Below are 24011 nucleotides of genomic sequence, written 5' to 3'. Positions count from 1 at the left end.
GAGCTTAAAGAATTATGTGGGACATTATCATTTCATCATTACCGAGTCTCTTAGAGGCAATGATTAAATACACCATTCCACTAACAATTATTTCATTCTTTTTTGGTTTAATTCTTGCGATTGTTACCGCACTGATAAAGTTTTTAAAACCACATGGGAATGCATTTGTTAGAGTTATGTGGGGCATTTTTAGAGCCATTGCCGACGTATACGTGTGGGCTTTTCGTTCCACTCCATTGTTGGTTCAGTTGTTCATTATTTATTTTGGTTTACCGAATCTGCAAAATTTCATTCCCGGTTTTAATTTTGAAATTCCAGCCTTTACGGCAGCAATAATTGGGTTTTCGTTAAATACTGGTGCTTATGCTTCGGAAACCATTCGGTCAGCTCTGATGTCTGTTCCCCAAGATCAATGGGATGCTGCGTATACTCTGGGTTTTAGCACCACTCAAACCCTGTGGTACATTGTTTTACCACAAGCAGCACGAATCGTACTTCCTCCACTATCTAATGAATTTATTGGATTAGTTAAGGATACCTCTCTTGCAAGTACGATTACCATCACAGAGATGTTTCAGGTTAGTCAACAAATTGCGGCGCACAACTATCAGCCACTACTTATGTACACAGAAGTAGCTGCTCTTTACGCTATTTTGTGTAGTATTTTAACGATCCTTCAACACTATCTCGAAAAGCGTTCTTCAAGATACTTAAAGGGGGATGAAGGCTAATGATTAAGATTGAAGACATTGTAAAAAAGTACGATGGAAAAACCGTTCTGGATAAAATTAGTACGGAATTTCCTGAGGGAAAAACGACCGTAATTGTTGGCCCTTCTGGTTCTGGAAAGTCAACGTTGCTACGTTCACTGGACTTATTGGTTCATCCAGATTCAGGCGTAATTAGTTTTCCTAGTTTTTCGTTAAACTACGCGGATAAGATTACCAGTAAACAAAGTAAGGAATTACGAGCACAGACTAGCATGGTCTTTCAAAATTGGAATCTTTTTCCTAATTTACGGGTGATTGATAACATCACAGCTGCACCAATCCATGTTCATAAGATTTCGGAAAAAGATGCGGTTGCTCAGGCAGAAAAATTATTGAAACGGGTTGGTCTTGAAAAATATGCTAATTTCTATCCCGATGAATTATCTGGAGGAATGCAACAACGAATCTCGATCTGTCGGGCATTGGCAGTCAAGCCTAAGTACATTTTATTAGATGAACCTACCAGTGCGCTTGATCCGGAGTTAGAGACGCAAGTTTTAGAAATGCTGGAAGAGTTAGCTGATCAGGGACAGTCAATGATTATGATTACTCACAACATTGAGTTTGCTAAATTATCTGCTGATAAAATGTTATTCATCGAAAATGGTGAGAAGATTTTTGATGGATCAAAGGACGAATTTTTTAATAACCCTTCGTCAAGAACCAAAGAATTTTTAGATGCAATTTCTTTACAGTAAATAAAAATGAGGACTTCATATTTTGAAGGCCTCATTTTTATATGAAAGTTGCTAATCCAATAATTATAAATGAAAGTAAACAATTTTCTGGGGTTTCTTTTTCGCTGAAGATTTGAATTCCGTATGAGATTAATACTAAAGTAATTAAAATTGCACATTTTAATAAGGGAAAATTTGCTAGCAGAAGCGCTGCAAAGATTAAAATGAAGATAAAGTTTAATTTAGTTTCAAGTCGGTGATTAAAGAACGGAACAAAGAACAAACAGTATAAGCAAAATAGAATTCCAACGTTTACGAGGACACTTGATTCTAGGTATTGGTTATCGAGATAACAAAAAGAAATGACCGGAGCAATTGAATTTAAAAAGGAAAAGCAAACCAGTCCATAGTAATTTTCGAGTTTAAATTTGGGCATCATTACAATGATGTTGGTGATTCCAAGGATGACAAACAGGATGATTAATAAGATGGGAAACAAGGAGACAATCGCTAATAACACTGGGATGACGTTGAGAAATAAATTGATCCTCGGATCATAACGAATGATGAAAAGTAGAAGGGAAGCCGACCAAAGAAACTCTGATAGGATTAGCACCACCAGTCTGGTATTCCATTGTACTGATAGTAAGTCTACTTGCGAAGCAAAGAGCCATATTAGTGTATTCAAGATGATGAATACCGTAAGAATTAGGGCATGTAAGGTCGTTTGATTTTTTTCAATAAAAGTTTTCATAATATTGTCCTTTTTGTATTAATAAATCCATGTTAATCAATTATGTAAATTTGTTCAATGGAGGTTTTGTGTGCTTTTTAATTACTTGCGAATATGTTATTATTATAAAGTTATGAGCAGATTCCCGATAGGATTCACGAAGAGTGAAGTTGCCTTGTAACCACAAACAATAGGGGGAATAAGAATGTCAGAAAAGCGTTTATTTACTTCTGAATCAGTTTCAGAAGGTCATCCGGATAAAGTTGCCGATCAAATTAGTGATGCAATTCTGGATGCAATTTTAAAAAAAGATCCAGATGCACGAGTTGCCTGTGAAACCTCAGTTACTACAGGACTTGTATTGGTGTTTGGTGAAATCTCAACTAGTGCCTATGTTAACATTCAAAAAGTTGTTAGAGATACAATTCGTGAAATTGGTTATAATGATCCTAAATACGGATTTGATGCAGACAGTGTTGCTGTGTTAGTTTCACTTGATGAACAGTCACCAGATATTGCGCAGGGAGTTGATGAGTCGGTTGAGACTCGTGGCGGAGACGTCGACCCCCTTGATAAGATTGGTGCTGGGGACCAGGGAATTATGTTTGGTTATGCAGACAGTGAGACCCCTGAGTTAATGCCACTCCCAATCTCATTGAGTCATCATTTAATGCAGAAACTCTCTAAGCTTCGTAAAAATGATTCTATTCCTTATCTTAGACCGGATGCCAAAGCGGAAGTAACGGTTGAATACGATCAAAATGATGATCCTAAGCGTGTTGATACCGTGGTTTTAAGTACTCAGCATGATCCTGATGTTACTCAAGAACAGATTCGAAAAGATGTTATCGAGAAGGTTATCAAAACGACGATCCCGTCTAAGTATCTTGATGAGAACACTAAGTATTTAATCAATCCAACCGGAAAATTTGTGGTTGGTGGACCCGTTGGCGATGCCGGCTTGACTGGAAGAAAAATCATTGTTGATACATATGGTGGGGCAGCTCATCATGGTGGCGGTGCTTTTTCTGGGAAAGATGCAACTAAGGTTGATCGTTCCGCAAGTTATGCAGCGCGGTATATCGCTAAAAACATTGTTGCGGCTGGACTTGCAAAAAAGATTGAAATTCAGTTGGCATATGCCATTGGGGTTGCTGAACCAGTTTCAATTTCAGTTAATACGTTTGGAACTTCAAAAGTTTCAGACGATAAGTTAGTCGCTGCCATTAGAAAAGTATTCGACTTGCGGCCAGCTGGAATTATTAAGATGCTTGATTTAAAGCGACCAATTTACAAACAAACGGCTGCTTATGGTCACTTTGGGAGAACGGATGTTGATCTTCCATGGGAGCATACCGATAAGGTAAAAGAGCTACAAAATTATTTTAAATAGGATTTAAATGACGACCTTCAATGGTCGTTTTTTATTGTATCAAATAGAAAGATGATGAAATATGAAGGGTAAAACAAACGTTAAAGTTGTGACAATTGCATTATTTGTTGCCACATTTATGAGCGCAGTTGAGGGAACCATTGTTTCGACGGCAATGCCCACGATTGTCGGTGATCTTCATGGGGTGTCGTTGATGAACTGGGTTTTCTCAATTTTTCTTTTGACAAATTCAATTGCCACCCCAATTTATGGGAAGTTAGCCGATCAATTAGGTCGTAAATCGGTTTTTATATTTGGTCTGGTGGTCTTTGTTATTGGCTCCATGTTGTCAGGAATGTCCAATAGTATGGGAACATTGATTTTATGGCGAGCAGTTCAAGGAGTCGGTGCAGGAGTGATTATGCCAGTATCATTTACCATTATTGCTGACATGTATTCTTTTGAAAAACGAGCTCAAGTGGTTGGTTTGAATGGATCAGCGTGGGGAATTGCCTCAGTGGTTGCACCATTACTAGGCGGATTTTTGGTTGACAACCTTTCTTGGCATTGGGTTTTCTTCATTAATGTTCCGATTGGGATACTGACGATTATTTTGATTGCATTATTTTTGCACGAACCAAAACGCAAGATTGAAAGTAAGATGGATTTACCTGGTGTCGTCTTGATTGCGGTTCTTTTGTTTTCAGTTATGTACATGTTTCAAGTCTTAAGTGAAGCTCCAATCAATTGGATAATGGTGACTGGATGTTTGGTGGTAGCAGTTATTAGTGGAATCTTATTTTATCGACAGGAGAAAAAAGCGACTGATCCACTAATTCCAATCCAGATGTTTAAAAGTCGAACATTTGTCACCCAGAATTTAATTGCAGCTCTGATTAGTGGTTTTATTTTTGGATATGAGGTTTATTTGCCGGATTGGACCCAGGGTATTTTAGGATTAAAAGCCACCATGGCTGGCTTTGCGATCACACCTAGTTCCGTTCTATGGCTGGTTGGTTCTTTTATTTCAGGGAAAATGATTCTGAAGTACCGGCCACAACAGATTATGAACTTTAGTTTGGCATTTGTTTTGCTAGGAGCAATTTGTATGGTCCTGCTTCCGATTACTACGCCATTTTGGGTTTTCTTTGTTCTTTCAGCCGTTTTAGGAACTGGCTTTGGAATTACCATTACTACTTCCACCGTTACGGTTCAAAACGAGGTTTCACCAGAACACGTTGGGGTGGCTTCTTCGTTTAATACCCTGAGTCGGACCCTTGGTCAAACAATTATGATTTCCATCTTTGGAATTGTGATGAACACTTCGATGGCAAAAGGGGTTAGTGAACATCCAGGGACTAACTTAAAAATGATGAATACACTGATTAATCCCCAGACGGCGGTTAATTTATCCAAGCAGGTTTTGCCCGTGCTGCATGAGATTCTTTACAGTGCCATTCATCATATCTTTATTTTGGCTTTATTATTAGTAATTTTATCGTATGTTGTGAACTGGTTCGACCATAAGAATATGCAAAAGAAAACGAACTAACATTACTTAGTTCGTTTTTGAATTGCTACTAGGATTGGCGGATCATTGATTTGATTGATAAATTGGTATTTTAAAACGTGGTAACTGTGTTGATCGAGGCTACTAGCAAATTTTAAAACCTGCTCCTTTTCTTCTTTGCCGCCAGCGTGACCATAGTACAGTACTAAAATGATGATTCCGTTAGGAGTTAAACATTTAAGAATATCACTGACGGCTTTAATGGTGGTTTTGGGTTTTGTTATGATTTTTTTGTCACCAGTGGGAAGGTATCCTAAGTTGAAAATTGCGGCCGCAATTGGACTGTTCTGAACGTATTTCTTAACGTTTTCATGTCCATCAAGAATAACTTGACATTGTTTTTGCTCACCGTATTTCGTTAAGCGTTGTTTGGTGGCTAAAACGGCATTCGGTTGAATATCAAAGCTAAAAACATGGCCGTTTTTACCAACAAGTTGAGCTAAATAAAGGGTATCGTGGCCTAGTCCGGCCGTTCCATCGATTACGGTTTCACCTGGTTTAACAATTTGTTTTAGTAGAGTGTGGCTAAAATTTAATGCTGATTGTAGTTTCATTTGAAACACCTCACTAATTATTATATCAGTTGTTTGTGATTAACTTGTTTTTTTGAATAAAATTTGGTAGAGTTTATTTAATCATATAATATATCATTTAGGTGAAGTATTAGATTGTTTTATTTTTCAGAAACCAAGTGGGTGATGCAAACTTGGAAATAGAATGATTGAACTTATCATCGAAGTTTTAACCGAATTAAAAGTTAAACGTTTTTCCGCGTTATGGAATCAAGGGTCTCTTATGAGAAATTTAGGTGGTACCGCGGAACCTCGTCCTATAGAATTGTTTTTCTATAGGCTTTTTTTATGGTGATTTTTAACGAACTAATAAGGAGTGAATTTGATGGCTTACGATCATTCAAAAATTGAAAAGAAATGGCAGAAGTATTGGGATGATCACCAAACTTTTAAAACCAGTGATAAACAAGAGAAAGATAAATATTACGTGCTAGACATGTTTCCTTATCCATCAGGTCAGGGGCTTCATGTCGGTCATCCAGAAGGTTACACTGCCACTGATATCATGGCGCGCTTTAAACGGATGCAGGGTAAAAATGTCCTTCATCCAATTGGATGGGATGCCTTTGGGCTGCCGGCAGAACAATATGCGTTAAAGACCGGTCACAACCCACGTGATTTTACGAAGAAAAACATTGACAATTTTAGACGTCAGATTAAATCGCTTGGATTTTCTTATGATTGGGATCGTGAAGTCAATACTTCGGATCCTAATTACTATAAATGGACTCAATGGATTTTTGAAAAGTTGTACAAAATGGGATTAGCCTATGAAGATGAGATTGAGGTTAATTGGGCTCCTGATTTCATGGGTGGAACCGTTGTTTCAAACGAAGAGGTTGTTAATGGAAAAACTGAACGTGGTGGTTATGACGTTTACAGAAAACCTATGAAACAGTGGGTTTTGAAAATCACTGCCTACGCTGACCGTTTGTTAGATGATCTTGACGATTTAGACTGGCCTGAAAGCATTAAACAAATGCAACGAAATTGGATTGGCCGTTCCGTTGGGGCTAGTATCTCATTTGATGTAAATGAAGAAGATGAAAAGATCGAAGTCTTTACTACTCGTCCTGATACTATTTATGGGGTGTCTTACCTGGTGCTTTCACCAGAAAGTCCGATTGTAGATAAAATTATGACACCAGAACAAAAGGCCGATGTAGAAAACTACCGGGCTAAAATTGCCTCTAAATCAGATCTTGAAAGAACTGATTTAAACAAAGATAAATCGGGAGTATTTACCGGAGCTTACGCAATTAATCCTGTTACCCAAAAAAGAATTCCAATTTGGATTGGTGATTACGTTCTGCCAAGTTACGGAACTGGTGCAGTCATGGCCGTCCCCGCTCATGACCAACGGGATTTTGATTTTGCTAAAAAATTCAATCTGCCTATCATTCCAGTGATTGAGGGTGGTGATGTTGATGATGCACCTTACACAGGCGATGGGGTTCACATTAATTCCGGTTTTCTTGATGGATTGAATAAGAAACAAGCTATCGATAAAATTATCGAATGGTTAAAGGATCATCATGCTGGTAATAAAAAGGTTAATTATCGATTACGTGATTGGATTTTTAGTCGCCAACGTTATTGGGGTGAGCCCATTCCAGTAATTCACTGGGATGATGGCACAACTTCCTTAGTTCCAGAAGACCAGTTACCATTACGACTTCCTAAAGCGGCTGACATTCAACCGTCTGGAACCGGAGAGAGTCCGTTAGCCAATCTTACTGACTGGGTGAACGTGACAGATAAGAACGGTCGTCATGGTAAGCGCGAGACTAATACGATGCCACAGTGGGCCGGCAGTTCATGGTACTACTTGAGATACGTTGATCCTCATAATGATAAAATGATTGCTGATCCAGAAAAATTGAAGTACTGGCTTCCAATTGATTTGTACGTCGGTGGTGCTGAACACGCTGTTCTTCATTTGTTGTATGCGCGGTTTTGGCATAAGGTGCTCTATGATTTAGGGGTGGTTCCGACAAAAGAACCGTTCCAAAAATTAGTTAATCAAGGTATGATTCTTGGTACTAATCATGAAAAAATGTCAAAGTCCAAGGGAAATGTAGTTAATCCCGATGACATTGTTAAACAGTACGGTGCTGATACGTTGCGCTTGTACGAGATGTTTATGGGACCACTTTCTGAATCTAAACCGTGGAATACCGATGGAATTGTTGGTGCCAACCGCTGGATTAAACGAGTTTGGCGCTTGTACATGAATGATGATGACACGGTAAGTGATGTGATCGTTGATGATAATGACGGAAAGCTTGATAAGATTTATAACCAAACCGTTAAAAAGGTGACTGATGACTTTGAAAATATGCGTTTTAACGTTGCCATTTCTCAAATGATGGTTTTCATCAATGATGCATATAAAGCACAAAGGTTACCTAAAAAGTACGCGGAAGGGTTCATTAAACTTCTTTCACCAATTACGCCACATGTTGCTGAAGAATTGTGGCAAAAGTTGGGTCATGATCATTCCATTGAACTTGCCAAGTGGCCAGAAGCTGACGAAAGTAAGTTAAAAGAAGACCAAGTTGAACTGGTGGTTCAGGTTAATGGAAAAGTAAGAGGTCACATTAAAGTTAGCGTGGATGCTGGGAAGGACGAGTCTGAAAAAGTTGCTTTAAATGATGAAAATGTTAAATCATTCCTTGATGGAAAGACTGTTAGAAAGGTAATCGTCGTTCCAAAGAAAATTGTTAATATTGTTGCAAATTAAGCTTGAATAAATTTGAAATTATTTTTCGAAATGGTTAAAATTTATATTTGTAACGTGAAAGTAGGGGAAATTTGTGAACAACGATTTCGAACAAGATGAATTAGAAAAAGAAGAAATTGAAGATAGTGAAAGATCACAAGGTAAGATGGTTAAAGGATCAGCCTGGATGACCATTGGAAGCATCCTCTCACGAATTCTTGGTGCCATTTACATCATTCCTTGGCGATTGATTTTTGGAGCGTCATTGTTTCCGCTTGCCAACACGTTGTATACCATGGGTTACAACATTTATAGTGAGTTTTTGACAATTGCCATTGCGGGGATTCCGTCGGCGGTTGCAAAAGAAGTGGCCCATTATAATGCGTTAAATGAGTATGGGGTAAGTGCGCGACTTTATAAGAAGGGAATTACCCTTTCGGTTATTACCGGAGTCGTTTGTGCACTTTTAATCTATTTTTTTGCTCCAATCTTAGCTGGTAGTGGGGGTAAAAATGCGGTTCCGGTGATTCGTTCGTTAGCATGGGCCGTCCTAATTATTCCTGCGATGAGTTTAACTCGTGGATATTTTCAAGGCTTCCAACAGATGGCTCCGTCAGCAATGTCACAATTTGTTGAGCAACTCGCGCGTGTCATTTACATGTTGGCTTCAGCCTTCTTCATTATGATCGTGATCCACGGAAGTTGGGTAACCGCCGTTACCCAGTCAACTTTTGCCGCCTTCATCGGTGCTATTTTTGGTTTTTTAGCACTAGGATGGTATTACTGGCGACGACGTGATCATTTTCAGGGGCTTATTGCTTCAAGTGATAACGCTATTAACGTTAAGACTAACGATCTTTATAAAGAAATTATTAGTCAAGCGGTTCCGTTTATTATTCTTGGTTCTGGCATTACCATTTTTCAATTAATTGACCAATATTCCTTTTTTAGTATTATGCGTTGGGCAACTAATTATACTAATACTAATTTACAGTATATTTATGCTATTTTTGCGGCTAATGCGAATAAATTGATTATGATTGTGGTTTCGTTAGCTTCCGCCTTGGCAATTACCGTAGTTCCGTTGCTTTCTGAAGCCCGAACCAAAGGTGACATTCATTCAATTAGTAAGCAACTTAGTAATGCGTTAATTTTATTTGAATTTGTCATGCTTCCTGCAGCTTTAGGGATGGCAGCTATTGCTGGTCCGATCAACCGAACCTTTTATGGAACCGCCAATATGGATTTAGGAGCGGACATTTTAACGTTTTCTGCTATCATTTCAATTAGTCTAGGCTTGTTTACGGTGGTTACCGCATTAATGCAAGGAATCTCTGAAAATAGACGAGCAGTTAAATACTTTGTGGTTGGAATTGTAATTAAGTTAGTTGCGCAAGTTCCTTTAGTTTACTTCTTTGGAGCTTTTGGAGCCTTAATGGCAACCGCAGTTGGATTTACAGTTGCTAACTATCTGATTGTGCATTCCTTAAGACATGAGTTTGGATTGGAAATGAGTAGTATTAAATCTAATTCTGTTAAAATTTTAGCGTTTGCTTTGATCACATACTTTGTGGCCTTAATTGTAGTTTATGGAGCTAACTTCTTGTTTGGGATGGTAGTTAATTATAATAGTTCACTAATCAGTTTGTTTGTTTCGATTTTGGCTACGTTAGCTGGTGGATTTGTGTACCTATTCTTGGTACTTAAAAGTCGGGTAGCTGATAAGGTCTTAGGAAATAAGATGCAAAGTGTAAGGAAGTTTTTACACATTCGATAAAAAAAGAAGATCCAGTCAGGATCTTCTTTTTTATCAGTTAAATTCATGCTTCGTGTTCATGCATGAAGCATGGAAGCCGTTGTGAGATTTGATGAGGGAGAACTACATATTGAGTGGCTGCTAGTTCATCGGCAATTGCACTGTGGGAATAAACGGCTGCTAAAACAGCATCAACCTCGTCGTCAAATTGGGCAACGAATCCACCGATAATTCCAGCAAGAGTATCACCCATCCCTCCAGTTGCTTGAGCAGGCGTCCCAGTCGTGTTTTGGTATACTTCATCTGGGGTATACACCTGAGTACGATCAGATTTAAGAACGACAATCCCACCAATTTTGTCGCGGGCTTCTCTGTTACGTGCCTCAGTTTGATCGGCCATTTTAATTCCGGATAAACGTTGCCACTCCATTTGATGTGGAGTAAAAATTAATTTGGCTTGTGGTAATTTTAACCCACGTTCAGCGATCATCGTGATGGCTGAACCATCAATTAAGAGGATTTGATCAGGGGTGACATTATCAAATACGGTTTCCATAATTTCACAACTATGATCATCGGTCCCAAGCCCAGAGCCAATGGTAATAACTTTCATAGCTTTAATGAGTTGAACCATTTGATCAGTGTCGTTATAGTCTGCAAACATTGCTTCGGGTAGCCAAGAGTGGAGTGCACTTTGATTCGTTGGATCCGTGATAGTAGTTGTGAGTCCAACGCCAGAGTAAACTGCTCCAAGCGAACTCATTATGATTGCACCACCAAAGTTTTCGTTTCCACCAACTAAAGCGATTTTACCATAAGTTCCTTTAAAACTATTTTTGGGTCGAATGCGGATGGTTTTAGTTAGAATTGATTTATCAATTTTCTTCATTTTGTTCACCTCGAATGCATTATATCATGCGTTGGTTGAATGTTGTCCAAATGAGTTGTTACTTTCTTGATTATGTTAGAATAAGGAATAACTAAGTAGGAGGGTATAACATGGCAATTGACTGGAAAGATAAAGCACAAAATTACAAAGATGATTACTTAAATGACTTAAAAAAATTGATTTCAATTGATAGTTCGAGGGACTTGGAGCACGCAACGGACGAATACCCATTGGGCCCAGGTCCAGCTCATGCATTACAACAGTTTCTCTCTTTTGGTGATCGTGATGGGTTCACCACGAAAAACATTGATAACGTAGTGGGATACATTGAGTATGGTTCAGGCGATGAAACCATGGCAATTTTGTCACACGCTGATGAGATGCCTGGTGGCGCAGGGTGGGATTCTAATCCATTCGAACTAAAGCTTGAGGGTGACAATGCAATTGGTCGGGGAGTTTCTGATGACAAAGGACCAGGACTTGCGGCCTATTATGGATTAAGAATGCTTAAAGATGCAGGGATTCAGCCGAAGGTCAAAATTCGCTTGATAATTGGAACGGACGAAGAGTGTGACTGGACTGGAATGAAACGCTATTTTGAGGTTGAACCAGATCCTTCATTTGGATTTTCGCCAGACGCCGAATTTCCCTTGATCAATGGGGAAAAGGGTAATGTGACGCTTGAAACGCATTTTGCTTCCAATAAAAGTGATGGTGAGAACACCCTGATGCATTTTAATGCCGGATTGCGTGAAAATATGGTACCACGTGATGCAGAAGCTGACGTTGTTGCTGCGGATGTCTCCAAAATGGCCGATGAATTTGAAAAATATTTAGATAGGGTTCCCGTAACTGGAAGCTATGAAATCGAAGGGAACAATATTAAAATCAGTGTAGTCGGGAAAGCAGCCCATGGAATGGAACCTAAGAACGGTATCAATGCTGGAACCTATTTAGCTGACTTTTTGGTTGATTATAGTTTTGATACTAGTGGTGCTAATATCCTGAACTTCATCGACGAAAAACTGCATGATGATTCTCGTGCTCATAAATTGGGGCTTAATTTTACTGATGATGTGATGGGAGAACTAACCATGAACGTCGGTCTAATGAATTTTGATCATGAAAATGGTGGGATGGTTAACACTAACTTTAGGTATCCAAAGGGGATTACGACTGATAAAATTTTAGCTAAAGTTCAAGATGCCGCTGATCGGTTTAACGGGTCAACCAAACAAATTTCGCAAATGGTGCCCCACTTTGTTGATGCAGACGATCCCATTGTAAAAACCTTAATGGGTGTTTATCGCGATCAAACTGATCAGGATGACGCTCAACCAGAAGTTGTTGGTGGTGGTACGTATGCGCGAATGATGAAACGTGGGGTTGCCTTTGGAGCACTTTTCCCAGGAACAGAGGACACGATGCACCAAGCTAACGAATACACACCTGTTAATGATTTGATTTTGGCAATGTCGATTTACGGTCAGTCAATTTATGAATTGTCTAAGTAGAGATAAAAAAACTTTGAACATCGTGTTCAAAGTTTTTTTATCGGATCGTTTTTAATTTTTCATCAATTTTGGCCAATACCTTAGAAACGTTTTGGGGATCTTCTAGATCGTACTTTTGAAGATTAATTTTCATCTTAGGACTGACGTTGTATTCGTCATACCATTTTTGGTAAGCTTTCCACATTTTGTAATAATATTCTTCCAGTCCTGGATCGTTGTCCCATTGTTCATAATCACGACCACGCTTTTGGATTCGGTATAAGATGGTGTCGAAATCGCTGTAGGCATAGACTAAAAGGTCAGGACTTGTTTTTGGAAGCTCTTTAAGTTCATCCATCATATTGTCAAGCAACTTTAAATAAACTTCTAATTCAACGTCAGAAATATTTCCCTCAGCATTATTTTCTTTGGTGAAAAGAGCGTCTTCGTAAATAGATCGATCCAACACGTTGTTGTCTTGTTTTAACGCCTTTTTAATCATCGAAAAACGTTTATTTAAAAAGTATATTTGGAGTAAGAAGCCATACTGTTTTGGATCTTTATAATAAAGTGGCAAAACAGGATTGTCTCCCACTGGCTCGTAGAAGGGCTCTGTTCCATAATGTGCGGCAATTTTTCCCGTTAAGGTTGTTTTACCGACACCAATCATTCCAGCTGTAATAATCACCATGCTTAGCTCCTCTTTTAGTTTAATAACGTCTTTTAGTATATCATTTCGAATCAGTTAGGTTAACGATGGATTTGAACACTAATTTTCCTTCTTTGTTTCAGACGTTATTATTATGGTATTCTATGTTAGTGGAAAAATTTGGAGATGAATTGGATTAATGAAGTGGGAAATGAGTTTAATTAAATTTTTGAAAAGAGCCGTTGTATTTATTGGACTAATTTTTTTGATTTTTGCGGTTCAAGTACCAGTTCAAATGATTGGAATTCACGATTATCATGGATTCAAGGCTTTTCTTTATGGAACCTCTTACATTGTTATTTTTCTTGTCGTAATTAGTTTAGCGCTATGGGCCTATCGAAGTGTGTACAGACAACGAAGTCATCGGCTTACTGGTCACGATTTAAAGATTATTTTATTGTCAATCTTTAGCTTTTTTGTTATTGAGATTGTGCTTCAAGTTTTAAATAAATTGATTTTTAACCAACTGGGAACAAAGAATAATAATGCCATTTTAAGTCTTTTTCAAAGTAACATGACGGTGTTGGTTTTGATGAGCTTTTCGGCAGTTTTTTTATCTCCAGTGTTAGAGGAATTGGTGTTTAGGGGATTTTTTATTAATGCCTTTTTTAATCAAAATGCATTTTGGCTGCCAATTGTTTTTAGTGGGTTACTTTTTTCTTGTGGTCATATGAGTTCTAACGTGATTAGTTTTATGATTTATGCTATTTTGGGAATGATTTTAGCGTATGTATACAAGAAAACGGGGAAAATTGAAGTTTCGATTGGGGTACACTTTTTAAATAACCTAATTGCAACCGGATTTATGCTAATGGCAGTCTTATAGTGGTGGAGTGAAAAATGGACGTAGTTGAATTTAATTATTTTAATCAATTAAAGAATCAATTAATGGTGGCTGATGAAGAGTTGGAGCAGCTTAAAAAGCAGTATTTACACTGGATCATGAATCTTGATCAACTCAAAAATGATTATGACGTGAACACAATTGATGAATTAGCTAGTGTTTTAAACGATGGGGATGACGATCAAAAGTCAGCGGATTTAAAAAATGCCCTACTCAATAATGATAAGGATTATTTGTTGAATGGGATGAAAGAGTTGAATAATACTGACTTTCAGAAGTGTAACGTAATTAATCAACGAATTCATAATTTAACTCAAAAATTACATGAAGTTGAAATATTTTATAAGAATGTCGTTATTCCGATAGTTAACGAGATGAAGAAGAGTAAAATAATAGAGGTTATTGGCGTTTTAAGTTCTAGAAATAGTAGTGACGTGGTTTTGAACTTTAGATTTTTATCGAGTTTTGCCGAATTTCAAAGAGATTTTCATAAAGAGATGTACGTTGATGCAATTATAAAGGGTCATCTTAAGGATAAAAGTGTAATGACAATGATGATTACTCAAGATAATTATCCAAACGAATATGATATGACCCTGATGAAAGATATGGAGGAAGATTAACTAATGGTAGATCGAGGAGACTATAAATATCCTGACACTCAGGCGTATAATTTTGTGCTTAAGCGACTGAATGAACATGGAGTAACGATTAAAGATATTGCACAGATTGCAATTGATTTACAGAAAAAATATTCAAATGTTCCTGATTTAGACTATGTTTGTGGGATTGTTAATGATATTTTGCATAAAAGGGAAGTATTGAATAACGCAATGGTAGGGCTTGAACTGGATCGTTTAGCACAAGATGGCGAGTTAGAAGAGCCACTTGAAAGCATTGTCTCTCATGATTTAGGGGTGTTTGGCGTTGATGAAACGTTGGCACTTGGAATTGCTTCAATCTATGGGACGATTGGGGTTACTAATTATGGTGAAATTGACACTAATAAAAATGGAATTGTAAAAGAACTCGATACAAACGGTCAAATTGTCAATACTTTTATTGATGATATTGTTGGAGCTATTGCTGGCGCTACTGCCGCTAAAATTGCACATGATAATGCTTAAAAAAGGTCCTCACAAAAGTGAGGACCTTTTTTTAGTTTGACTTCTTTACTGCTTTGATGCATTTTGAATTAAACCTGAATTCATCATGAATACTGGTTGATTCACCAACGTCATGTCTCACGACTTTTAACCAATCGTCTTGGTTATCACCTAAGCCAGTTGGGTTAACAAATGTAACTTCGACTAAATCGCCAACTTCGTAAGGAAGATTTTTATCGTATTCAACTAAATTATAAGTTTCATAAGCTTTTGTTTTCATATTATTTCCTCCATTGGTTAATTATATCAAATTATGTTTTAATCGCTAAAATTATGCAGTAAATTTTTGTCAATAAAGCGACTGATTGGTTATATTATATAATAATAATTATTATATTATGAGACAAAAGTGAATTAATAATTAGGATAAATACTGATGTCAAGGTATTATAATTATGTTTTGTGAAATTTAAGACTCTATTGTCGTTGTTTTTAATAAAGTTTATAATCTAAATTGTGAAGTAAGCAGTAAGAGATTCATAATGAAATATTGAATGTTGAGATTAAAAATAACTAGACAATTTTGTGAATGCTAATGTAGGAAATAGTGTTCACGTGGTGTTAGAAAGTGTGAGAAGCTTTTAACACCGTAATTAATACTGTCATAAATGATAAGTTGGTGGAAGATAAGTGTTATTGAGTACGTGAAAAATCATTTAATGATAGCCTATGTCTTGTTATAAGATTTGAAATTAAAACAACTATGCGAATTTATTCGTATTTCAATATGATGAATACTCTGAAATACCATTTAGGTCATGCTACTTCGTAGTATGACCTTTTTTGATGGGAAAGGAGGTGAGTCATAATGAAGGAGTTTAAACTAGTAGTTCCAAGTACAGATCGAAGCGTTTGGCTTAGTGGTAGAACTATTTACTATTACAGTATTGGAAATAAAAACAATTACTCCGTTGTTTTTCCATATGATGCCGAATATTTGAACTTACCGAACGGGAAAATGGTTTTTCGCTCGATTACAGACGATTATTTTGGCAAGGCCACAGATGGTAGTTCTTATCACGCTACTATTCGTCTAAACGACTAGTTATTGTAGAGCCAGAAGCTAATACTTCTGGTTCTTACATAGACTCCAATGATTTTTATTGGCATGGTGATAGTTTAATCAATGTTTTTATGGATAGATTATAACTATATAAATCCAATGATATAGATTTATAGAAACTAAAAGAGGGAATAATAACGCACATTATTATTCTCTTTTTACATAATTAATGTAATTATTATGGTATTTTTTTCACATGATAAAGCATAAATGTTGACATGACGGCATTTATGGCCTACTTTAGAAGTGTAAGGAAATATAAGAGAGTGAGATGATCTAATGAAAAAGGTAATTAAGGGAGCATTAATCGCAGGTGTGACCGTTGGTTTATTCTTTGGCTTGCAGATGAATAGTTCAGCAAATCACACTGAAACTACATATGCAGCAGCAACGGATACTAAGGAAATGACCTCACAAGCTAGACCTAGGATTTCTAAATTAAGATATGATAGTGGTACGTGGGGACAGGTCAACTGGAACTATAATGAGATCAATCGGACTTTAACGTTGAGCGGTAAAGATAAAACCTTGGGAACCTATGCATATTCACAACTTGGAGATTTACGTCAGGCTTTAAATGATGCGCAAGTTATTAATATCCAAGATAAGATGTATGCCCCATCAAATTCTGATTATCTTTTTTCTCAATCGGCAGATGATGACCCACTCCACCAGGGCAATCAAGGTTTAAAAAACCTGCAAACTATTAATGGTCTCGATAAATTGGATACATCAAAAGTATCTGGTATGGATTATATGTTTAATGGTGATACAGCACTAAAAAGTATTGATGTCACTCACTTTGACACCTCAAATGTTAATCGTATGAGACTGATGTTTGGTGCCGATATTCTTCTTAAAGACATCGACGTCAGTCATTTTGACACTTCTAAAGTTATTGATATGAGTTCAATGTTTGTTTATGACTATGCTGTTAAAAACATTGCCGGTTTAACGAGTTTTAAAATTAATCCTAATAATCGTAGTTTGAGTAATATGTTTCAGGATGACCATCAGTTACAAAGCCTAGATTTAACTAGCTTCGATACTCAGGCAGCTTCTAAGGGTAAATATAATGGATTGTCCGCTTTCATGAAGGGTGATAATAATCTTCACCAAATTAAGTTAGGTGATAAGACAATCTTAAAGGCTCCTGATGCACCTGGTGCAGGTCCAATTATTCCAGAACCGGTAGTAGGTACCCAGTTTGTATTTGACGGAAAAGATTACACTGTTAAATCACCCAATTGGATGAACATTGATAATAACAATCAATTGCAGAATAATTTAAGTCTTGCAGATGGACAATCACATCCCGGTAATTGGATTTGGGCAACCAACTACAATGTCCCTTCGATTTCCATAACTGAACAAGTTAATTTTGTAAATAAAAAGGGGCAGTACGTGAATGCAACTTCAGTTACTGGTATCCCAGGTGAAAAGCAAACTTTAATTGCTCCAACTGGATATCGATTTGAGAATAATAACGCTACCATTACCATTGGAAGTAAAAATGCGACGGTAAACGTTGTTGTTGTTCGAAATAGATAGGTCATAAAGTGGTCCACTTTTATAAATATCGCTACGAAAATTAGTGATACTTATTTTTACAAGTGGCCAAATAGTTTCAAATATTTTTGAAGGGGATAATGTGTATGATTACAATTGCATCTACTACTGATAACAATATGGCGATACCGCTGGCAGTCAACTATTCGTCAATATTGAACCATAATAAGAATTCAATTTTCACGTTTTACGTTGTTAATGATCATTTAAGTTCCAACAGTGCTGATTTGTTAAAGGCCCTGGAAAAAGTCTACGACAACTGTAAGGCAATTAACTTTTTGCAACCCAACACCGCTGCATATAAGGATGCTAATGTAAAATCTCCGGATAGTGCAATTAAGGAAAACACTTACTATCGAATTGAGATTCCTGAAGAAGTTCATGAACCTAAAATCCTTTATTTGGATGCTGACATGGTATGTGTGGGTGATATTTCGAATCTTTTTAATACCGATCTTGATGGCAATATTGTCGGTGCCGTTGAGGATTCTGGCTACGTTGATCGGTTAAAAAGGATGCATATTAGTGATGAGCCGGGTCAATATTTTAACGCTGGTCTATTGCTGATTGATACGAAAGCTTGGAATGATAATGATACTTCTGAAAAGGTTAGAAAGTTAGCAATTGATAAACCTGATATGCTGAAGTATCAAGACCAAGATGCTCTAAACGCCATTTTTAATGGACACTGGAAAAAACTTGACCCTAAGTATAATTTGCAAAGTCATCTAGTTAAGGGTGAGAGTGGATTAAATCCTATCCCAGAGCGTCGAGCAGCTGAGGCAAATGCACTTAAGCACCCTGTGATTATTCATTACACTAATTTTGATAAGCCATGGATCGTTAAAAATAACCATCTTCATCCATTACGCAATTATTATTACCAAGCTAAGAACCAATTAATTTACGATCTAGGCGATTATATTAGATAAAAAGTAGTGAGAGAGTGGACAATTGTCCACTCTTTTTGTTTACATAATTTAATTACTATTAATGAAAAAAGACGATATCAATAAGCTTGATAACGTCTTGTTAGTAACGAATGCCCGAGATGAGATTCGAACTCATACTCAGTAAACTGAACAGCGACCTGAACGCTGCGCGTCTGCCAATTCCGCCACTCGGGCAATTACTACCTTTCAATCATACAATAAAAATGTCGTAAAATAAACACTCAATTTTGTGGTATCCTTGTATTTATTATTTAATTGTGTAAAATATAAGATAGTACAAGAGTGTTTAGAAAGAAGAGATTATAATGGTTGAACCACGTAAGATTGAAAGCCAGTTGTGTTTTGGAATCTATAATACAAGTAAAAAGTTTAGTCGGTACTACCAAATCGTTTTATCTCCATTTAATTTAACTTATCCACAATACATTACCATGTTGGTGTTATGGGAACATGCCCCAATGACCGTTCGTGAGCTTGGATCTTACTTAGACTTAGATAGTGGGACTTTAACTCCGTTGTTGAAACGGCTTGAAAAGCAGGGATGGGTGACAAGAACACGTAGTCATAAAGATGAACGAGTTGTCATCGTTGACACTACAGAATACGCTAAGGAACGTCGTGATAAAGTATATGAACACGTTAATCAATGTTTTTCTGTTTTGGATATGAGCCAGGATGATATTGAAAAATGTTTGAAGATGGTGAATGCAGTTGGTGACCGATTGGATAATGTTAGTGAGCAAAAATTAAAAGATGTTAAGTAGTAAAAAGACATTCTGTGTGAACTGGAATTAATTTAGTTTACGCAGAATGTTTTTTATTATATTAATTTATGTTTTCATTATTGGTTTTGAGTTAGTCATTATCTCTTTCTTTTGGTAGAATTGTCTAGGAGTAAATTAAAAACAAAATTAAAGTCCGAATGATTTATTTGGATTTCCATTACAAAAATTAGCGGAATGGAGCTGAATTTTTTGTCACTAAGCATTCAAGAAATTAAAAATATTCTTCGTGAACATGACTTATTAAAATCAGTTAATCAGACTAATGATAATGATTTTAACTATGTTAGTTATGATTCACGAGACATAAAACCGAAAACCTTATTCTTTGGAAAGGGAAACTTTAAGCCTGAATTTGTTACGTTAGCAAAAAAGGCTGGAGCAACTGGAATCGTGTGTGAAGATCATTTATCTGAAAGTAACGGAATGAATGAGATTTTGGTTACTAACATTCAAAAAGCAATGTCTTTGATCTCTGCTGCATTTTTCAATTATCCACAAGACGATTTGTTCATCATTGCCTTTACGGGTACTAAGGGGAAAACGACCTCTTCATATTTCACTCGGGATGCAATTAGGAAGGCGAGTGGGAATAAAACCGCCTTATTTTCAACTATCAATACCGTGGTTGGTAATGAACCAAATCAAACATTTAAGTCACATCTAACTACTCCAGAATCACTAGATATTTTTAAGAATATGAGATCCGCTGTCGATAATGGGATGAAATATCTCATTATGGAAGTTTCGTCTCAGGCATACTTAAAAAATCGGGTTTTTGGATTAAAGTATAACGTAGGTAATTTTTTAAATATTTCTCCCGATCACATTGGGGAAAACGAGCATCCGACTTTTGCAAACTATTTGCACTGTAAAGAACAACTCTTGGTTAATTCAAATAAGTGCATTTTGAATGCCGATTCAGACCACCTGATTGATATTTATTATGCTGCCAAAACCACAACTGATCCCCAAAATATTTATTTGTTTGGTAAAAAGGGGACGACTCCACAACTTGAAATCGACCTTGATTTCACGTACGAGCCAGTTTCAGATAGCTTGACTGATAACGATATTCAATTAAGTTCCATTTCTGGTAAAGCTAAAAAGTTAGGCTTAGACGGAAATTATCGCATTGGTATTCCAGGTGATTACAATGAATCCAATGCAACCGCTTCGATCATATCGGCTGGACTTGCTGGCTTTAAACGTGGTGATATGTTAGATGGTTTGGCAGGAGCAAAAATTCCTGGAAGAATGGAAATCTTTAAGTCTAAAAACCATGGGAACGTTCATGTGGATTATGCTCATAATTATGCTAGTATGAATGCATTACTAGGATTTTTAAAACGACAAGACCCTAGTGGAAAAGTTATTGTAGTGGTTGGAAGCCCGGGCAATAAGGGAATTGACCGTCGAGAGGGATTTGGCAAGGCGTTGACTCAAAATGCCGATGTAGCGTTTTTAACTACTGACGACCCCGCTTATGAAGATCCCATGAAGATTGCAAAGGAAATTGATAGTCATATCGATCATGATAAGGTTGACGTTCATTTCGAAATGGATCGTGAAAAAGCCATTAAAAAGGCCATTAATTTTGGTAAACGTGGAGATATTATTGTAGTAGCGGGTAAAGGACGCGATCCTTATCAAAAGATTAATGGTGTTGATACACCTTATCCAACCGATTCGGTTATCGTGGAAGATTACTTGGAGGGTTTAAATGGTAATGATAAATGAGAAAGTTCCAGATTTCACTCCGATCTTACTTGGAAGTGACTTTAATGTGTACGGGATGGCGCGTTCTTTCTACGAGTTGTATGGTAAGCGTGTCAAGGCTTATGCCCAGGAACGATTAGCCCCCACAAGATTTACCAAAATTGTGGATCTGACGTTTATTCCCGGCTTTAGTGAGGATCCAGTATGGTTTGAAGAGATGAAAAAGTTAAAAAAGAAGTATGCCAACCACAAAGAACCGGTCATTTTAATTGGATGTGGGGATGGTTATGCTGAGTTAATTTCTAAACATAAGAAAGATTTAGAAGATGTCTTTGTCTGTCCATACGTTGATTATTCGTTAATAAAACAACTTAATAGTAAAGAAAATTTTTATAAAATGTGTGATAAGTATGGAATGCCATATCCTGGCACCAAAATTATTTCCAAAAGCAATTTTGAAGATAACGACTTCGATCAACCATTTGATTATCCAATTGCACTTAAACCCACCAATAGTGTGGAATGGTTGGATATCCGTTTTAAGGGAAGAAAGAAAGCTTTTACTATTAAAAGCGATGCCGAGTATCGTGACATTGTTTCAAAAATTTATAATAATGGTTATACTTCCTACTTGATCGTCCAAGATTTCATCCCAGGTGATGACAGCAACATGCGCGTCTTAAATGCTTATGTTGACAAGAATCATCACGTGAAGATGATGTGTTTAGGCCATCCACTTTTGGAAGATCCGGCACCGTCTGCAATTGGTAACTACGTCACGATTATTCCTGACTTTGATCAACGGATTTATGATCAGATTCAACAGTTTTTAGAGTCGATTGAATTTACTGGGTATGCTAATTTTGACATGAAGTATGATGTTAGAGACGATACGTACAAGTTGTTTGAAATCAATTTGAGACAGGGACGCAGCAGTTTCTTTGTCACCCTAAATGGATATAACCTTGCTCAATGGGTGGTTCGTGATTACGTTCAAGATGACCTAGCGGACCAAAAGACAGTGTATGCCAATCAAGATCCTAAGAAATATTATTTATGGTTAGGGGTGCCCAATCGTGTTTTTCGTAAGTATGCCAAAGATAATGAAGATAAAAAGAAGGCAGAAGAGCTGATCAAAAAAGGTCAGTGGGGAACGACTTTTTGGTATAAAAAAGATGAAAACTTCATGCGTTGGCTACTTATGAAATGGATGGACCATAATTACGCAAAAAACTTCAAAAAATATTTTCATATGAATAAGGAATAAGATAATGAAAAAGTTTTTCACAATTATTGGTGGGATGGGGACCCAAGCGACTGAGAGTTATGTTCATTTACTAAATCAACGGACCCCAGCTCACTGTGATCAGGATTATTTAAATTATATATTAGTTAATCATGCGACAGTTCCAGACCGGACGGATTATATTACTGATCCAGAAAATAATCCGAGTCCACTAGTTCCACTTGAAGAAGATATTAAACAACAGAGCAAACTGGGACCAGAATTTTTTGCGTTACCATGTAATACTGCCCATTATTTTTATGATCAGTTACAGAGTATGACGGGTGTTCCAATTTTGCATATGCCTAGGTTAGCGGTAGCCGCAATTGCCAAGAAGTTTCCACACGCTAAAAGAGTGGGGCTAATTGCCACTAAGGGAACTCTAAAGGACAAAGTATATGATAAAGAAATTACTAAAGCTGGATATGAAGTTGTGCACCCTACCACTGAAATTGCGGATGAAACGATGGATTTAATTTATAAAGGTGTTAAGGAGCAGGATTATGTCGATCCAAAATTATATCATCATATTTTAAATCAAATGGTTAATGAATTGGATAGCGATGTGGTGATTTTAGGTTGTACTGAGATTTCGGTAGCAGAAGAACGAGCTGGTAATCATGATTACCCTGTGATTGATGCGCAAGCGGAGCTAGTTGATGAATCAATTCGATTAGCTGAAAAAATGCAAAAAAATAAATCATCCAAGTGATTGGATGATTTTTTAGTAGTAGTTATTGAATGAAAAACAAAAGCCCAATTGAGATTAAAATCGAAATCAGTGTCAATAAAATTACGTAGGGTTTTAAATTACCTTGGATTTTTCTCTGGTAACAAATATCAATGAAAGAAATCGCGACGATTGTCATTATAAAACTTAAAGAGACCAAATAACGATGCTCGTTAAAGTGATTCAGGGTAAAAACCACTTCACTAATCAACAAAAGAATGTAAAACGCGCGCGTATAGACGACACCCTTAATAATCTTTTTGTCTTGTTTACGCGTGATTCCGATTGTTAGTGAGATTAATAAAAGAATCCATAGTAAAGTAATTATGTAGATTAACATGATGTTTAGCCTCCACTTGAATTTTATCATACGGCTCTGTAGAAGTCTTGATGACAAGGGGTATAATTCATGATATAATTATACACGTATTGCGGGTGTAGTTTAGTGGTAAAATTTAAGCTTCCCAAGCTTACGTCGCGGGTTCGATTCCCGTCACCCGCTTTGGGAAGCTACCAACGATGAGAGTGTAGTACTAATTATAATTTCAAAGCAAATCTAAGTTGATGTGAGTTAGATAAATTGTGATTGGGAAGGCGTCCTTTCTAGGTATACAAATTTAATAATGAGTGGGTATTT

At 36.9% G+C, this 24011-nt stretch carries 23 protein-coding genes, 2 tRNA genes, 1 riboswitch and 1 other annotated feature; of the genes, 18 read left to right on the top strand and 7 right to left on the bottom strand.

What is annotated here, in order from left to right; genetic code table 11:
• Window positions 1-14: 14 nt before the first annotated feature.
• Window positions 15-731, top strand: coding sequence for an amino acid ABC transporter permease (locus AC6UD8_RS03980; protein WP_500693619.1), 717 nt, complete (start codon window positions 15-17; stop codon window positions 729-731).
• A complete protein-coding gene (locus AC6UD8_RS03975) occupies window positions 731-1468 on the top strand; it encodes an amino acid ABC transporter ATP-binding protein (RefSeq protein ID WP_500699549.1) in 738 nt (245 codons plus the stop codon). Before AC6UD8_RS03980 ends, AC6UD8_RS03975 begins: the two co-directional genes overlap by 1 nt.
• 37 nt (window positions 1469-1505) lie before the next feature.
• Here AC6UD8_RS03975 and AC6UD8_RS03970 read toward each other — a convergent pair whose 3' ends face one another.
• Window positions 1506-2201: a hypothetical protein gene (locus tag AC6UD8_RS03970; protein ID WP_500693621.1), complete on the bottom strand. Its 696-nt coding sequence runs from the start codon at window positions 2199-2201 to the stop codon at window positions 1506-1508.
• Window positions 2202-2306: 105 nt separating this feature from the next.
• A riboswitch (SMK box riboswitch) is annotated at window positions 2307-2388 on the top strand.
• Between AC6UD8_RS03970 and metK the strand changes: the two genes are divergently transcribed.
• A complete protein-coding gene (gene metK, locus AC6UD8_RS03965) occupies window positions 2386-3573 on the top strand; it encodes a methionine adenosyltransferase (protein WP_500695744.1) in 1188 nt (395 codons plus the stop codon). Its footprint overlaps the riboswitch before it by 3 nt.
• A gap of 61 nt (window positions 3574-3634) precedes the next feature.
• Entirely contained in the window at window positions 3635-5104 is a 1470-nt protein-coding gene (locus tag AC6UD8_RS03960; protein WP_500699548.1) for an MDR family MFS transporter, read from the top strand.
• Window positions 5105-5106: 2 nt separating this feature from the next.
• On the opposite strand, the gene mnmM is transcribed toward AC6UD8_RS03960, so the two are convergent.
• A complete protein-coding gene (mnmM, locus tag AC6UD8_RS03955) occupies window positions 5107-5676 on the bottom strand; it encodes a tRNA 5-(aminomethyl)-2-thiouridylate-methyltransferase MnmM (RefSeq protein ID WP_500699547.1) in 570 nt (189 codons plus the stop codon).
• An 87-nt stretch (window positions 5677-5763) separates the two neighbouring features.
• Window positions 5764-5957, top strand: a binding site (T-box leader).
• A gap of 62 nt (window positions 5958-6019) precedes the next feature.
• Here mnmM and leuS point away from each other — a divergent pair.
• Together leuS and AC6UD8_RS03945 are read left to right on the top strand one after the other, a co-directional pair.
• Window positions 6020-8437 carry a leucine--tRNA ligase gene (gene leuS / locus AC6UD8_RS03950; protein WP_500699546.1) on the top strand — a complete coding sequence of 806 codons (2418 nt, stop codon included), beginning with the start codon at window positions 6020-6022 and terminating at the stop codon, window positions 8435-8437.
• Between the two features lie 73 nt (window positions 8438-8510).
• Window positions 8511-10193 (top strand): putative polysaccharide biosynthesis protein, encoded by a 1683-nt coding sequence (locus tag AC6UD8_RS03945; protein WP_500693626.1) that lies wholly within the window; start codon window positions 8511-8513, stop codon window positions 10191-10193.
• A gap of 43 nt (window positions 10194-10236) precedes the next feature.
• Here AC6UD8_RS03945 and AC6UD8_RS03940 read toward each other — a convergent pair whose 3' ends face one another.
• Window positions 10237-11061: an NAD(P)H-hydrate dehydratase gene (locus AC6UD8_RS03940; protein ID WP_500699545.1), complete on the bottom strand. Its 825-nt coding sequence runs from the start codon at window positions 11059-11061 to the stop codon at window positions 10237-10239.
• Between the two features lie 110 nt (window positions 11062-11171).
• Between AC6UD8_RS03940 and pepV the strand changes: the two genes are divergently transcribed.
• Complete coding sequence (pepV, locus tag AC6UD8_RS03935; RefSeq protein ID WP_500696766.1) at window positions 11172-12575, top strand: dipeptidase PepV; 1404 nt, start codon at window positions 11172-11174, stop codon at window positions 12573-12575.
• A gap of 37 nt (window positions 12576-12612) precedes the next feature.
• Here pepV and AC6UD8_RS03930 read toward each other — a convergent pair whose 3' ends face one another.
• Window positions 12613-13245: a deoxynucleoside kinase gene (locus AC6UD8_RS03930; protein WP_500699544.1), complete on the bottom strand. Its 633-nt coding sequence runs from the start codon at window positions 13243-13245 to the stop codon at window positions 12613-12615.
• A gap of 157 nt (window positions 13246-13402) precedes the next feature.
• On the opposite strand from AC6UD8_RS03930, the gene AC6UD8_RS03925 reads away from it, so the two are divergent.
• Genes AC6UD8_RS03925 through AC6UD8_RS03915 form a run of 3 tightly spaced genes read left to right on the top strand, consistent with a single transcriptional unit; the run spans window position 13403 to window position 15234 of the window.
• A complete protein-coding gene (locus AC6UD8_RS03925; RefSeq protein WP_500699543.1) occupies window positions 13403-14089 on the top strand; it encodes a CPBP family glutamic-type intramembrane protease in 687 nt (228 codons plus the stop codon).
• A 14-nt stretch (window positions 14090-14103) separates the two neighbouring features.
• Complete coding sequence (locus AC6UD8_RS03920; RefSeq protein WP_500695736.1) at window positions 14104-14730, top strand: hypothetical protein; 627 nt, start codon at window positions 14104-14106, stop codon at window positions 14728-14730.
• Window positions 14731-14733: 3 nt separating this feature from the next.
• Entirely contained in the window at window positions 14734-15234 is a 501-nt protein-coding gene (locus AC6UD8_RS03915; RefSeq protein ID WP_500693632.1) for a phosphatidylglycerophosphatase A family protein, read from the top strand.
• A 31-nt stretch (window positions 15235-15265) separates the two neighbouring features.
• Here the strand turns inward: AC6UD8_RS03915 and AC6UD8_RS03910 are convergent, their stop codons facing one another.
• Window positions 15266-15493 (bottom strand): SH3 domain-containing protein, encoded by a 228-nt coding sequence (locus tag AC6UD8_RS03910; RefSeq protein WP_500693633.1) that lies wholly within the window; start codon window positions 15491-15493, stop codon window positions 15266-15268.
• Between the two features lie 588 nt (window positions 15494-16081).
• On the opposite strand from AC6UD8_RS03910, the gene AC6UD8_RS03905 reads away from it, so the two are divergent.
• The 3 genes from AC6UD8_RS03905 to AC6UD8_RS03895 all read left to right on the top strand — a co-directional run bounded on the left by AC6UD8_RS03905 (window position 16082) and on the right by AC6UD8_RS03895 (window position 18837).
• Window positions 16082-16318, top strand: coding sequence for a hypothetical protein (locus AC6UD8_RS03905; protein ID WP_500699542.1), 237 nt, complete (start codon window positions 16082-16084; stop codon window positions 16316-16318).
• Between the two features lie 297 nt (window positions 16319-16615).
• On the top strand, window positions 16616-17887 hold the full coding sequence (locus AC6UD8_RS03900; protein WP_500699541.1) for a BspA family leucine-rich repeat surface protein: 1272 nt from the start codon (window positions 16616-16618) through the stop codon (window positions 17885-17887).
• 104 nt (window positions 17888-17991) lie between these two features.
• Entirely contained in the window at window positions 17992-18837 is an 846-nt protein-coding gene (locus tag AC6UD8_RS03895; RefSeq protein ID WP_500699540.1) for a glycosyltransferase family 8 protein, read from the top strand.
• Between the two features lie 111 nt (window positions 18838-18948).
• Here the strand turns inward: AC6UD8_RS03895 and AC6UD8_RS03890 are convergent.
• Window positions 18949-19032: transfer RNA gene (locus AC6UD8_RS03890), tRNA-Leu, on the bottom strand.
• A gap of 131 nt (window positions 19033-19163) precedes the next feature.
• Here AC6UD8_RS03890 and AC6UD8_RS03885 point away from each other — a divergent pair.
• The 4 genes from AC6UD8_RS03885 to AC6UD8_RS03870 all read left to right on the top strand — a co-directional run bounded on the left by AC6UD8_RS03885 (window position 19164) and on the right by AC6UD8_RS03870 (window position 23356).
• Entirely contained in the window at window positions 19164-19622 is a 459-nt protein-coding gene (locus AC6UD8_RS03885; RefSeq protein WP_500693637.1) for a MarR family winged helix-turn-helix transcriptional regulator, read from the top strand.
• A gap of 210 nt (window positions 19623-19832) precedes the next feature.
• On the top strand, window positions 19833-21380 hold the full coding sequence (locus tag AC6UD8_RS03880; RefSeq protein WP_500699539.1) for a UDP-N-acetylmuramoyl-L-alanyl-D-glutamate--2,6-diaminopimelate ligase: 1548 nt from the start codon (window positions 19833-19835) through the stop codon (window positions 21378-21380).
• Entirely contained in the window at window positions 21370-22626 is a 1257-nt protein-coding gene (locus AC6UD8_RS03875; RefSeq protein WP_500723567.1) for a carboxylate--amine ligase, read from the top strand. Before AC6UD8_RS03880 ends, AC6UD8_RS03875 begins: the two co-directional genes overlap by 11 nt.
• A gap of 4 nt (window positions 22627-22630) precedes the next feature.
• Window positions 22631-23356, top strand: coding sequence for an aspartate/glutamate racemase family protein (locus AC6UD8_RS03870; RefSeq protein WP_500699537.1), 726 nt, complete (start codon window positions 22631-22633; stop codon window positions 23354-23356).
• 22 nt (window positions 23357-23378) lie between these two features.
• Here the strand turns inward: AC6UD8_RS03870 and AC6UD8_RS03865 are convergent, their stop codons facing one another.
• Window positions 23379-23714 (bottom strand): DUF1516 family protein, encoded by a 336-nt coding sequence (locus AC6UD8_RS03865; RefSeq protein WP_500693640.1) that lies wholly within the window; start codon window positions 23712-23714, stop codon window positions 23379-23381.
• Between the two features lie 91 nt (window positions 23715-23805).
• On the opposite strand from AC6UD8_RS03865, the gene AC6UD8_RS03860 reads away from it, so the two are divergent.
• Window positions 23806-23876, top strand: a tRNA-Gly gene (locus AC6UD8_RS03860).
• The last annotated feature ends 135 nt before the right edge of the window (window positions 23877-24011 follow it).

The organism is Fructilactobacillus sp. X1R3C1, from assembly GCF_059901545.1.
The sequence above is the reverse complement of the archived record's forward strand: the minus strand, read 5'-3'. Positions and strand labels throughout refer to the sequence as shown.

Bases quoted from the DNA above. Each gene is read 5' to 3' on its own strand.
- AC6UD8_RS03980 (WP_500693619.1), top strand. From the start codon at position 15: ATGTGGGACATTATCATTTCATCATTACCGAGTCTCTTAGAGGCAATG.
- AC6UD8_RS03975 (WP_500699549.1), top strand. From the start codon at position 731: ATGATTAAGATTGAAGACATTGTAAAAAAGTACGATGGAAAAACCGTT.
- AC6UD8_RS03970 (WP_500693621.1), bottom strand. From the start codon at position 2,201: ATGAAAACTTTTATTGAAAAAAATCAAACGACCTTACATGCCCTAATT.
- metK (WP_500695744.1), top strand. From the start codon at position 2,386: ATGTCAGAAAAGCGTTTATTTACTTCTGAATCAGTTTCAGAAGGTCAT.
- AC6UD8_RS03960 (WP_500699548.1), top strand. From the start codon at position 3,635: ATGAAGGGTAAAACAAACGTTAAAGTTGTGACAATTGCATTATTTGTT.
- mnmM (WP_500699547.1), bottom strand. From the start codon at position 5,676: ATGAAACTACAATCAGCATTAAATTTTAGCCACACTCTACTAAAACAA.
- leuS (WP_500699546.1), top strand. From the start codon at position 6,020: ATGGCTTACGATCATTCAAAAATTGAAAAGAAATGGCAGAAGTATTGG.
- AC6UD8_RS03940 (WP_500699545.1), bottom strand. From the start codon at position 11,061: ATGAAGAAAATTGATAAATCAATTCTAACTAAAACCATCCGCATTCGA.
- pepV (WP_500696766.1), top strand. From the start codon at position 11,172: ATGGCAATTGACTGGAAAGATAAAGCACAAAATTACAAAGATGATTAC.
- AC6UD8_RS03930 (WP_500699544.1), bottom strand. From the start codon at position 13,245: ATGGTGATTATTACAGCTGGAATGATTGGTGTCGGTAAAACAACCTTA.
- AC6UD8_RS03925 (WP_500699543.1), top strand. From the start codon at position 13,403: ATGAAGTGGGAAATGAGTTTAATTAAATTTTTGAAAAGAGCCGTTGTA.
- AC6UD8_RS03920 (WP_500695736.1), top strand. From the start codon at position 14,104: ATGGACGTAGTTGAATTTAATTATTTTAATCAATTAAAGAATCAATTA.
- AC6UD8_RS03915 (WP_500693632.1), top strand. From the start codon at position 14,734: ATGGTAGATCGAGGAGACTATAAATATCCTGACACTCAGGCGTATAAT.
- AC6UD8_RS03910 (WP_500693633.1), bottom strand. From the start codon at position 15,493: ATGAAAACAAAAGCTTATGAAACTTATAATTTAGTTGAATACGATAAA.
- AC6UD8_RS03905 (WP_500699542.1), top strand. From the start codon at position 16,082: ATGAAGGAGTTTAAACTAGTAGTTCCAAGTACAGATCGAAGCGTTTGG.
- AC6UD8_RS03900 (WP_500699541.1), top strand. From the start codon at position 16,616: ATGAAAAAGGTAATTAAGGGAGCATTAATCGCAGGTGTGACCGTTGGT.
- AC6UD8_RS03895 (WP_500699540.1), top strand. From the start codon at position 17,992: ATGATTACAATTGCATCTACTACTGATAACAATATGGCGATACCGCTG.
- AC6UD8_RS03885 (WP_500693637.1), top strand. From the start codon at position 19,164: ATGGTTGAACCACGTAAGATTGAAAGCCAGTTGTGTTTTGGAATCTAT.
- AC6UD8_RS03875 (WP_500723567.1), top strand. From the start codon at position 21,370: ATGATAAATGAGAAAGTTCCAGATTTCACTCCGATCTTACTTGGAAGT.
- AC6UD8_RS03870 (WP_500699537.1), top strand. From the start codon at position 22,631: ATGAAAAAGTTTTTCACAATTATTGGTGGGATGGGGACCCAAGCGACT.
- AC6UD8_RS03865 (WP_500693640.1), bottom strand. From the start codon at position 23,714: ATGTTAATCTACATAATTACTTTACTATGGATTCTTTTATTAATCTCA.